The organism is Aquiflexum sp. (genome assembly GCF_977115555.1).
Map to the genome: position 1 here is coordinate 1 of NZ_CDSBKL010000115.1, position 10,869 is coordinate 10,869.

The 10,869-nt window shown below is 39.4% G+C and carries 12 protein-coding genes; all 12 read left to right on the plus strand.

Annotated features, from left to right (window positions below; genetic code table 11):
* Positions 1-37: 37 nt before the first annotated feature.
* Positions 38-655 (plus strand): uridine kinase, encoded by a 618-nt coding sequence (udk, locus tag ACZFYI_RS08980; RefSeq protein WP_462523786.1) that lies wholly within the window; start codon positions 38-40, stop codon positions 653-655.
* A 74-nt stretch (positions 656-729) separates the two neighbouring features.
* Positions 730-1,095: a hypothetical protein gene (locus ACZFYI_RS08985; RefSeq protein ID WP_462523787.1), complete on the plus strand. Its 366-nt coding sequence runs from the start codon at positions 730-732 to the stop codon at positions 1,093-1,095.
* 82 nt (positions 1,096-1,177) lie between these two features.
* The gene (secDF, locus tag ACZFYI_RS08990; protein WP_462523788.1) at positions 1,178-4,147 is read left to right on the plus strand and encodes a protein translocase subunit SecDF; all 2,970 of its coding nucleotides are present in this window, start codon (positions 1,178-1,180) and stop codon (positions 4,145-4,147) included.
* A gap of 135 nt (positions 4,148-4,282) precedes the next feature.
* Positions 4,283-4,972 carry a hypothetical protein gene (locus ACZFYI_RS08995; RefSeq protein WP_462523789.1) on the plus strand — a complete coding sequence of 230 codons (690 nt, stop codon included), beginning with the start codon at positions 4,283-4,285 and terminating at the stop codon, positions 4,970-4,972.
* A 51-nt stretch (positions 4,973-5,023) separates the two neighbouring features.
* On the plus strand, positions 5,024-5,434 hold the full coding sequence (locus ACZFYI_RS09000) for a hypothetical protein (protein ID WP_462523790.1): 411 nt from the start codon (positions 5,024-5,026) through the stop codon (positions 5,432-5,434).
* 276 nt (positions 5,435-5,710) lie between these two features.
* Positions 5,711-6,106 (plus strand): hypothetical protein, encoded by a 396-nt coding sequence (locus ACZFYI_RS09005; protein WP_462523791.1) that lies wholly within the window; start codon positions 5,711-5,713, stop codon positions 6,104-6,106.
* A 148-nt stretch (positions 6,107-6,254) separates the two neighbouring features.
* Entirely contained in the window at positions 6,255-6,665 is a 411-nt protein-coding gene (locus ACZFYI_RS09010; RefSeq protein WP_462523792.1) for a hypothetical protein, read from the plus strand.
* A 93-nt stretch (positions 6,666-6,758) separates the two neighbouring features.
* Complete coding sequence (locus ACZFYI_RS09015) at positions 6,759-7,340, plus strand: hypothetical protein (RefSeq protein ID WP_462523793.1); 582 nt, start codon at positions 6,759-6,761, stop codon at positions 7,338-7,340.
* Between the two features lie 132 nt (positions 7,341-7,472).
* Positions 7,473-8,237: a sensor histidine kinase gene (locus tag ACZFYI_RS09020; RefSeq protein WP_462523794.1), complete on the plus strand. Its 765-nt coding sequence runs from the start codon at positions 7,473-7,475 to the stop codon at positions 8,235-8,237.
* A 28-nt stretch (positions 8,238-8,265) separates the two neighbouring features.
* Complete coding sequence (locus tag ACZFYI_RS09025) at positions 8,266-8,892, plus strand: response regulator (protein ID WP_462523795.1); 627 nt, start codon at positions 8,266-8,268, stop codon at positions 8,890-8,892.
* Entirely contained in the window at positions 8,889-9,932 is a 1,044-nt protein-coding gene (locus tag ACZFYI_RS09030; protein WP_462523796.1) for an oxidoreductase, read from the plus strand. Before ACZFYI_RS09025 ends, ACZFYI_RS09030 begins: the two co-directional genes overlap by 4 nt.
* A gap of 61 nt (positions 9,933-9,993) precedes the next feature.
* The coding region (locus tag ACZFYI_RS09035) for a glycine--tRNA ligase (RefSeq protein ID WP_462523797.1) at positions 9,994-10,869 on the plus strand (876 nt) is incomplete at its 3' end.

Genomic DNA, 10,869 nt, shown 5'->3' on the forward strand with positions numbered 1-10,869 from the left:
ATCAACTTTCTCAAATAAATTTTTAAATTTGTTCCCCATGAACAAACCATTCATTCTAGGAATTACCGGGGGAAGCGCATCTGGAAAAACATTATTTTTGGACAAGCTTCTTCATTCATTTGAACCCGGGGAGGTTTGTTTGATATCCCAGGACAATTATTATAAGCCAAGGCATCTCCAGCCGGTGGATGAAAAAGGTATCCATAATTTTGACACGCCCAATTCCATTGACTTTGCACAATACGCCGAGGATATCAAAAAAATACAAGAAGGCCAGACGGTGTACAGACAGGAATATACGTTCAACAATCCCAATAAAAAACCCAAAACACTGGAATTCGCTCCTGCGCCAGTCGTGGTAGTGGAGGGCATATTTGTTCTTTATTATCCAGAGTTGGCGGACCTGTTGGACTTGAAAGTATTTATCGATGCCAAAGAATATATCAAGCTCAAAAGGAGGATTGTCAGGGACAAAGTAGAGCGGGGCTATGACTTGGATGATGTACTTTACAGGTATGAAATGCACGTCATGCCCACGTATGAAAAATACATCGAGCCATTTAAAAACGACGCAGATTTGATCATTCCAAACAACCGGAATTTTGACCATGCCTTGGATGTCATCAGAACATATCTCAGATTAAAAACGAAATAGAGAGAAATTCCACAAAGACAGTTTTTTTTAGGTTTGGTCTTTTGTAATTACAAATATTTCTATATTTGCTGCCCGTGAGAAAACAAAGCCGAAATATTGCATTATTGAGACAGAGAGCAACAATTCTGTTGGTGCTGTTTTTTTGCATGTTGGTAAGTAGCGTTCAATATTTTCCTAAAGGAGAGCAACAGACCAAGGAGAATACCAAAGAACAATCTCAGGAATCTGATTCTTCCTCCGATAACCAGACTTTTTTAAATATTGCCGTTGACGCTGTTGTTCCTTTTGTAACGGTTGTATCTCAGCAGGTTTTTTACCTGATTTATGAAACTTTCACTATTGAAAAGCCTATAGTAAACGGGGTTAGTGTTACACTTCCCTTGAATTTTCCGTTTTGGGAGATCCTTTTGGAAAGGATCATTTCGCCCAATGCACCCTGATATTTTTTTCTTTCAGAATACCTAAGCCGTTTTCGGCTTCCCCAAAAATCAAGTAATCAACAATCAATCAAAAAACAATCATATGCGTAACCAAGGAGTCATTGTGTTTTTGACCGTGGTAGTCACAGCTCTGTGTCTGTATTACCTGTCATTCACATTCGTATCAAACAACATTCAACAGAAGGCTGTGGCATTTGCCACCGACGAATCCGGGAATTTGGATTTTGCCAAAAAGCAATCCTACCTAGATTCTATATACAGAGAGCCTGTTTATAATTTTCTGGGTGCCTCATTCACCTATAAAGAAATCAAAGAAACCGAATTGGGACTAGGTCTTGACTTACAGGGCGGGATGCATGTCACGCTGGAGGTTTCTCCCATCGAAATCCTAAAAGGCCTGTCCGGAAACAGCAAGGATGTGGCTTTCAATGCTGCATTGGAAGAGGCAGCACAAGAAGCGAAAACCAGCAACAGTAAGTTTGTAGACCTGTTTTACAGTTCTTGGCAAAATCAAGCCCCAGGACAAAAGCTTAGTGGAATATTTGCCACTGCAGCCAATAGAGGAAGGATTTCTTTAGAATCTTCGGATTCTGACATTCTTCAGATTATTGATACTGAAGTTGAAAATGCCATCGAAAGGTCTTTCAATATCCTGAGAACAAGGGTGGACAGATTTGGAACTTCCCAGCCTAACATTCAAAGAATCCAAGGTTCAGGCCGTATTCAGATAGAGCTTCCTGGCGTGGACAATGCCTCTAGGGTGAGAAATCTCCTTCAGGGTGTTGCAAAGTTACAGTTTTGGGAAGTGGCAGAGGTAAATGAGTATTTGTCCCAATTAGAGGCGGCTAACAGCCTTTTGGTGGCAGAAGCTCAAGCCAAAAAAGCAGCCATACAACCTGAAATCGCCCAGACTGATTCTGCAAAAGCCGCTTCTGCCTTATCTGAGCTTGAAAAACAATTGGCTGGAACTGCAGATTCCACAGACCTTTCTACATCAGTTTCTCCGATTTTTTCTTTGACCAAATCCAATCAGGGATTAGTGTATGAAATCAGGGATACAGTTGCTATCAATAGAATTTTTGCAAGAGAAGATGTGAAATCAGTATTGCCTAGAGATGTCAAATTCCTTTGGTCTGTTAAGCCTGAAGTTGCTGACAATCTTGAGTTGTTGGAGCTATATGCGATCAAAAAGAGCAGAACCGGTGACCAAGCCCCTTTGGAAGGAGATGTCATCACAGATGCCCGTCAGACTCTTGACCAGACTTCACGTCCTGCTGTCAGCATGCAGATGAATGCTGACGGTGCAAGAAGATGGAGAAAATTAACCGGCGATAATATCGGAAGAAGGATCGCTGTTGTTTTGGATGATTTTGTATATACGGCACCAATGGTACAGGGAGAAATTCCTTCAGGCCAGTCAGAAATCACCGGTAACTTTACCATAGAAGAAGCCAAAGATTTGGCAAATATCCTGAAGTCAGGTTCACTTCCTGCGCCTACCAAAATCGTAGAAGAAGCCATTATTGGTCCGACTTTGGGTAAAGAAGCTCAAGGTCAGGGTATTATTTCCATGGTTGCCGGATTGGTTTTGGTTGTTGTATTTATGGTTGCGTATTATGCCAAAGGCGGTTTCGTAGCTATTGCCGCATTGATATTCAATATCTTCTTTATATTGGGAATTTTGGCTCAATTGGGTGCGGCACTTACATTACCGGGCATCGCCGGTATCGTGTTGACGATCGGTATGTCGATTGATGCCAACGTTTTGATTTTTGAAAGAATCAAAGAAGAATTAGCTAATGGGGTGGGGCTGATAGCTGCCATCAATGAAGGTTACAAGAAAGCATTTTCCGCGATTTTGGATTCTAACGTCACGACCTTTCTGGTCGGTGCGATTCTTTATGCAGTAGGCCAAGGTCCGGTAAAAGGTTTTGCGATAGTCTTGATGATCGGTATTGCATCTTCATTCTTTTCAGCAGTATTCATCACGAGATTGATTGTGCACCTTATGAGCAAAAAAGGGGAGGGCAGCAGCATTTCTTTTGCAACTCCATTAGCCAAAGGTCTTTTGAGAAACCTCAATATCGATTTTATGGGTAAAAGAAAAGTGGCTTACATTTTTTCTACAGGAATCATTGTTGTAGGTCTTGCGATTGCCTTGATCAGTGGATTGAAATTTGGTGTGGATTTTACCGGCGGTAGGTCTTATATAGTAGCATTTGCGCAGCCTGTGGTAGCCTCCGAACTGAAAGTGGGTCTTGATGGGGAATTTGATGGCTCGGTGGAAGTGAAGTCTTATGGTGCAAGCAACATCATGAAAGTCACTACATCTTACCTCATCAATGAAGACGATGATGCATCTAATGCTGAGGTAGAAAGCAAGGTAAAAGATGGTATTGCAAATATCATGGGCTTGACCTATTCGACAGATGCAGCAAATATCCAAGATGGACAATTTGCGATCACAGGTTCATCCAAAGTCGGTGCGACGGTGGCGGATGACATCAAAAAATCTTCTGCCGAAGCCATGTTCTTTGCTTTGGTAGCGATTTTCCTTTACATCCTTTTGAGATTCCGCAAGTGGCAGTTCTCTTTGGGAGCAATCATTGCATTGGCCCATGACGTGCTCTTCGTTATTGCTGCGTTTGCCATTGCGAGTGCATTTGGTGCAACCTTTGAAATTGATCAGGTATTCATTGCTGCGATCTTGACGGTAGTCGGTTATTCTATCAATGATACGGTAATCATCTTTGACCGTATCAGGGAAAACATCGAAATGAGAGGTACTTCCAAGTTGGTCAAAATGTTTAACGATGCGATCAACCAAACTATGGCTAGGACTTTAATTACTTCCCTTACGACATTGATTGTGGTATTGGTGTTGTTGATTTTCGGTGGTGAGGTATTGAGAGGATTCTCTTTTGCCTTGTTTATAGGTATTGTAGTAGGTACTTATTCTTCCATTTACATCGCTTCTCCGATTGTGGTGGATTTGATGAAAAAGGAAATCGAAGCTGAAAGTGCACAAGAGGTTGTGAAAAAGGCAGTATAATTTCCGATTTTGACAAAAATCAAAGGGAATCAGAGCGATCTGATTCCCTTTTTTTATGTTTTTATTGAAAAATACCCCAAATACGGGATTTTTCAGCATTTTGAATCCCCTTACCTTTGAAAGAAATTAATTCATATGTCAAGCTTTGTATATCTTTCTGTGATTGGGCTGAGTGTCGTTTTTTCGCTCTATTACATAAAATTGAAGAAAAATGACTGCGTCCAAGGTCATGGGATAATTTTAGGGATCCTGCTATTGGTTTTGATCTTTGAATCCATCGGTAAGTATACCGCAAGCATGAAAATCAACAATTCTTTGCTTTACAATACATGTTGGGTATATCTGGAATCTTTTCTTTTGATTTTTTATTTCTACAGATTTGAAACAAGTAAAACTGCCAAAAATAAAATTCTTCTTTTCTCTTCTTTCTTGCTCGTTTGGGGAATTGTCAATTCTTTGTTTTTTCAGCCCATTGCCTCTGTTTTTCAATTCTATTCTTTTTTACCCAACAGCATTTTAATACTCATTTTATGTATCAGATTTCTATCTAATATGTTGAATCTAAGGGTTTTTAAGGATTGGAACCTGATCGCCCTTCCCCACTTTTGGATCAGCACAGCCATCCTGTTTTTTTATGTAGAAGCAGTCTTGGTTTTTGGGCTTTTCCAGTTTTCACCGCAGTTTGTCACTGACAATGTCTCCATTGTTTTCGGGTTCAACAGGCTGATGGCAGGTATGATGTACCTGATATTTGGGCTGTCTTTTTTTCTCCCGACATTTTTCAGCAAGAATTTTAATGAAGGAAATTCAATGGCTATCCTATAAAATTTGGTTATTTTTTTATTTATTAGATTCTGAAACACAAAATCAAGGATCATGACCAAAGAACAATTGGAAGCCTTTAGATTGGCTTATGCAAAATCTGTCAAAAAATGCATCAAAGGCAAAGACAAAAACGGCAAAGACATCGAAGAACAATCTGATTGGGTGTTTTTTGATAGGAAACTGATTCAGGATTTGCTTGATATGTGCGACCCAAAAATAGGTGGCCTCAAAATGTATTTTGGTCAATACGACAAAGAAAACCTAGATATCCTGCCCATAGACCGAAAAGATAGAGACGACTATATAGGAAGGATTTCCATCGCCATCGCTGCGGCAAATAAGACAGAAAGTGGGATCTTCGACTTAAGCACGGAATCAAAAAATTCGACTGATTTAGCCATTGATTCCGGTTCTTCCTCGAGAAATGGGGGAATACTTTGTCCGCCTAATTGTAATCCCTGATTTTTTATGTATTCATCTAATTGGTACCTTCTTATGATTTTTACTGGGTTGCTATTGAGCATACCCTGTTTTTTTTTGAATCTTAAAAGCTTCAATAAAGGGCACCGAATAGTTTTTTTTATTTTGGTTTTGGTGTCGATAGTAGAGTTTTATAGTGGATTTTTGGCAAGGCAAGGGATTAGAAATCACTGGGTATATAATATCGGATTTGCTTACGGAGAGACGATTTTAATTTTAGGTTATCTATCTGTTATTTTGAACAACCCAAAGAGCAAAGTGTTATTAAGATTTACCGCTTTGTTATTTGGGCTTTTTGGGCTTTTGAATTCCCTTTTTTTTGACCCGATAGATCAGTTCCATAATTACAGTCTTACCATTGGAAGTACACTTATCATCTTTGGATGTTTTTATTTCTTCTATGTGGTTATGACGAAGGACACTTATTTGGATGAAAAATTATGGCAGGTTCCTGATTTTTGGGTGGTTTCCTTTTTTCTTCTCTTTTACAGTGCTTCAATGATGTATTTTTCATTTTTGTACAACATCATTGAATTAGAAGATGCCATGTGGAAGCGGTTGAATTTTGTATTAAGGTTGATTGGAGGTACCATGTATCTTGTATTTGGATTGGTTTATTATATTCCTGTTTTTTCAAAAAAATTAACCTCTTAGGCTTTAACCCCCTGCCCAATTTTAACGCAATCTTTTCAGTTTGCCGTTCACCCATAATGAGTGTAAAATATGGAATATTAAGTTGTTCCCTCTTTAAAATTCACCCATTTTTTTCTTTATTGGCTCTTGAAATTCAAAACCGAGAACAATGACAAGAGAAGAATTGAAGAATTTTGTTTCTGTATATAATAAATCTGTACGGAAAGGGATCAAAGGCAAGGACAAGGAAGGCCAAGATGTCGAAGAACAAACTTCTTGGGCATTTTTTGACAGGGAAGTCATAGAAAGACTTTTAGCGATGACGGATCCTAAAATTGGGGGAATTAAAATTTACTTTGGCCAATATGATACAGGAAATTTAAACTTAGTCCCTGAAGATAGAGAGGATAGAGAAGAATATATAGGAAGGGTTTCTTTGGCACTTTCAGCTGCAAATAAAGAAAAGGATGGGGTCTTTGATGTTTTTAAAAATGATTCTGATGCAGAAAATGGTTATAGTTCGATCCAAAATGGAACAGGGATTTGCCCTCCGTATTGTAGGCCACCAATCAACATCTGATCAATGCAAACCTATTTTTACCAAATTTTCTTATTTCTTGGGATACTGTTGAGTGTCCCATTATTTTTTATTGATGATTTCGAGTATAAAAAATTGCATAGAATATTATTTGGTGTTATTGTAATGGTGACTTTTCTTGAAACATTTGGAACCTATACTGGTGAAAAAGGTATTCAGAATGTCATTTATTACAATCTGTTATTTGTATATCTGGAAACCATTTTGATTTTGTATTTTTTCTTTTGGGTTTTTCCGATTAAAAAAGCCCAAAAATATACCGCAATTGCTGCTTTCGGCTTTTTTATTTGGGCAATAATCTACTCCATTTTCTTCCAATCATTGTTTGTTTTTCACAGCGTTTCTTATGTAATAGGAGGGATATTGTTGATATCTTTTAGCTTATATTTTTTTTATGGCCTCATGAAAGAGGTTTGGTATCAGGACAAAAGTTTGCTAAGCCTTCCTATGTTTTGGATCATTACCATGATTATGTTTTTCTACTCAGGGTCATTGTTATATTTTGCTTCTTTTAGGTTTATCTCAGGTGAGAATATAGAATTGATGGAAAACATCAATAAAATCATGCAAATACTCAGTGTATTGATGTATTGGGTGATGGGATTGGCATTTTATATTCCTATTTGGTTGGAGAGGAAGAAGCGCAAAAGTGAATGAATATTTATAAAACAAGAATCCAAATTTTAAAGTATGGATGCAAAATCACGTTTATATTGGCTTTGTGAACATCTTTGCTTATCAAAAAGGATTCTGCTATTTTGGAAAAGATAATTTCAAAAAAAATCACCTATGCAAAACGACGGTTCTGATCTTTTTATAATCGTTCTGTTGGGTTTTTTCCTGATGGTGTTGATGGTTTCTTTTATAGTGATCATGGTGATATACCACCGTCAACGTCAGATCAAAAACCAACAGAAAGTCAGGGAAATCCAAGCCGAATACGAGAAAACAGTACTCAATGTGGAAAAGGAACTCAGGGAGGACATCCTCGCCCATGTCGGAAGAGAACTGCATGACAATGTCGGACAATTACTTTCTCTGGCTAAAATGAACCTGTCAAGCTCCAAACCGGAGAAAGTCTCTGAAGGAAAAAACATGGTTAATGAAATTATCCATGAAGTCAGGGCACTTTCCAAAACCTTGAACTTAGATTGGGTAGAAGCGATTTCTCTGGAAGATTTTATCCGGAAAGAACTCAAGAAATTGGAATCTGCCGAATTTTGTAAAGTTTCTTTCCATCAATCAGGGCAAAAGCTTCAGCTTGAAAAAGACAAAAAACTGGTACTTATCAGGATCATTCAGGAATGTCTCAATAATGCCATCAAACATGCACAGCCCAAACTGATTGAGATTTCGGTTGATTCTGCTCATGGCCAACCCATGATATTGGTGAGGGACGACGGAAAAGGTTTTGAGTATGACGGGCATTCTTCCGGTTTGGGGATATATAATCTGAAAAACAGGATGGTCACTATTGGAGGGGAGATGCAGCTACATTCTGTCCCGGGCAAAGGAACTGAAATAAAACTAATTTTGCCAAATCAAAAAGCTTGATATATCTTCCGACATCAATGAAAAAAATATGATCCGTATTGCATTAGCTGATGACCATAAGATGTTTGCCAAAGGAATAGCAAGTCTTTTGGAGGAAGATGATGACTTTAGGATAGAGGGAATTTTTTCAAACGGCCTGGAATTGCTGGAATTTTTGAAGACCCATGAAGTGGATGTTGTCCTCACGGATATGAATATGCCTTTTTTGGACGGGGCGGGTGTAATTGAATCGGTAAAGCGATTTATTCCAAATTCCAAAGTCGTCGTCCTATCCATGTATGACGATGAGGCCATTTTCCTCAAATGTCAAAAATTGGGTGCTGACGCCTATGTATTGAAAAATGCCGACTCGGATGAGTTGATCTACACCATCAAGGAAGTAAATGAAGGAAACCATATCATGAGTTTTCAAAAAGTACTTCAGCAAAATATGGATGATGCATATTCCGACCATTACAAACAAAAATTTAAACTTTCCAAAAGAGAACTGCAACTCGTCAGGATGATCAAACAGGGGATGACAAACAAGGAAGTTGCCGGAGAACTTCATCTCAGCGTCCATACCGTGGATGCACATCGCAAAAAAATCCACGCCAAATTGGGAGTCAGTTCTGTCGCCGAATTGGTAAAAAAAGCAATAGAATTGGGGATATGAACAAAATCAAGACAGCACTCATCGGTTATGGATCTGTAGCAGAAAATTTCCACGCCCCTTTGATTTCGGTTTGCGAAGATCTCGAATTGGTGGCTGTGGTCGAAAGAAACCAACAAAAGTCAAAAATTAAATATCCGCAGGTCGAGATTTTCAAAAGCCTTGAGGAATTATTGGAAGCTGATGCGGCGGATTTGATTGTAATCGTCACACCCAATGAATACCATTTTTCGCAGGCAAAGTTGGCTTTGGAGGCTGGCAAGCATGTGGTTGTAGACAAGCCTGTTACCATTCATTCCAAAGAAGCCGAAGCGTTGAATGAATTGTCAGAATCAAAAGGATTGGTACTTTCGGTCTTCCAAAACCGAAGGCTTGACGGAGATATCCTGACCATCAAAAAAATCCTCAGGGAGAATATCTTGGGAAGAATAGTACATTTTGAATCTCATTTTGATAGGTTCAGACCCAATTTGGTTGACAATTGGAGAGAAAAGGAAGTTCCCGGAAACGGTATAACCTATGACCTCGGAACTCACCTGATCGATCAGGCAGTCTTACTTTTTGGCAGGCCTATTTGGGTTTATGCAGAAATATTAAAGCAAAGAAGCGGTGCGGTGGCGGATGATTTTTTTGACATCACGATGATGTATGAGGGAGTCAAAGTGAGGTTGACAGCATCTGTTTTGGCCAATGCGCCTATTCCTAGATTTATGATTTTGGGAGAAAAAGGATCCTATGCCAAATACGGCTTGGATGTGCAGGAAAAGGCCTTCAAAGCCGGACAAATCCCGGAAGGAATCAATTGGGGATTTGAAGATTCTGCTGCCTGGGGCAAGCTCTACCTTGAAAATGGAACCACTTCCTATCCAACAGAAAGGGGAGATTACAGGATTTATTACCAGAATATCGCTGATGCGATCTATGGTAAAACATCACCGGACGTAAAAATGAGTGAAGCGATAGATGTGCTGAAAATCATCGAAGCAGCTTTTTTGAGCAACAAGGAAGGAAGAAGGATTTACCAGGAGGAAGTTTTTAGGTAATTGACCTTTTGTTTTTTGTTCTTTCCCTTGCTATTCAGCCATTTTCTTTAATTTTGCGCCCATGGCAAAAAATGACACTACTGCGGAAAACACGCAATTGAAAGATATAATCGCACATGCCAAGGAATATGGCTTTGTGTATCCTTCTTCAGAAATTTACGACGGACTTCAAGCGGTCTATGACTATGGTGCTTATGGGGTTGAATTGAAAAACAACCTGAAGCGTCTTTGGTGGGAAACCATGACCAGGCTAAATGAAAATATTGTTGGGATTGATGCTGCGATTTTTATGCATCCTACGACATGGAAAGCTTCCGGCCACGTCGACAGCTTCAACGATCCAATGATCGACAACAAAGACAGCAAAAAGCGCTACCGTGCCGATGTTTTGGTTGAGGAGCATGCAGCGGTTTTTGAAAGAGCAGGAGACATTGAAAGAGCCAATAGTTTGACCGGCGCTTTGGCCAGGTTGCTTGAAGCTGAAGATTTGGAGGGAGTGAGGGACCTGATTATCAATGAAGGAATAAAATGCCCTATCAGCGGTACTTCCAATTGGACTGAAGTCCGTCAGTTTAACCTGATGTTCTCCACGCAAGTGGGTTCTGTGGCAGAGGATTCCACCACGATATATTTAAGACCGGAGACAGCTCAGGGGATTTTTGTCAATTTCCTGAATGTTCAGAAAACCGCCAGGATGAAAGTACCTTTCGGAATAGCACAGATTGGAAAAGCTTTCAGAAATGAAATCGTAGCCCGCCAATTCATTTTCAGAATGAGAGAATTTGAACAGATGGAAATGCAGTTTTTTGTACGTCCTGGTTCTGAATTGGAATGGTACAAAGTATGGGCTGAAACGAGAATGAATTGGCACAAAGCTTTGGGGATTCCTGCTGAAAAACTCAGAAGACATGACCATGAGAAGTTGGCGCACTATGCC

Coding starts and splice junctions, on each gene's coding strand:
- udk (WP_462523786.1), top strand. CDS start 38: ATGAACAAACCATTCATTCTAGGAATTACCGGGGGAAGCGCATCTGGA.
- secDF (WP_462523788.1), top strand. CDS start 1,178: ATGCGTAACCAAGGAGTCATTGTGTTTTTGACCGTGGTAGTCACAGCT.
- ACZFYI_RS08995 (WP_462523789.1), top strand. CDS start 4,283: ATGTCAAGCTTTGTATATCTTTCTGTGATTGGGCTGAGTGTCGTTTTT.
- ACZFYI_RS09000 (WP_462523790.1), top strand. CDS start 5,024: ATGACCAAAGAACAATTGGAAGCCTTTAGATTGGCTTATGCAAAATCT.
- ACZFYI_RS09010 (WP_462523792.1), top strand. CDS start 6,255: ATGACAAGAGAAGAATTGAAGAATTTTGTTTCTGTATATAATAAATCT.
- ACZFYI_RS09020 (WP_462523794.1), top strand. CDS start 7,473: ATGCAAAACGACGGTTCTGATCTTTTTATAATCGTTCTGTTGGGTTTT.
- ACZFYI_RS09025 (WP_462523795.1), top strand. CDS start 8,266: ATGATCCGTATTGCATTAGCTGATGACCATAAGATGTTTGCCAAAGGA.
- ACZFYI_RS09030 (WP_462523796.1), top strand. CDS start 8,889: ATGAACAAAATCAAGACAGCACTCATCGGTTATGGATCTGTAGCAGAA.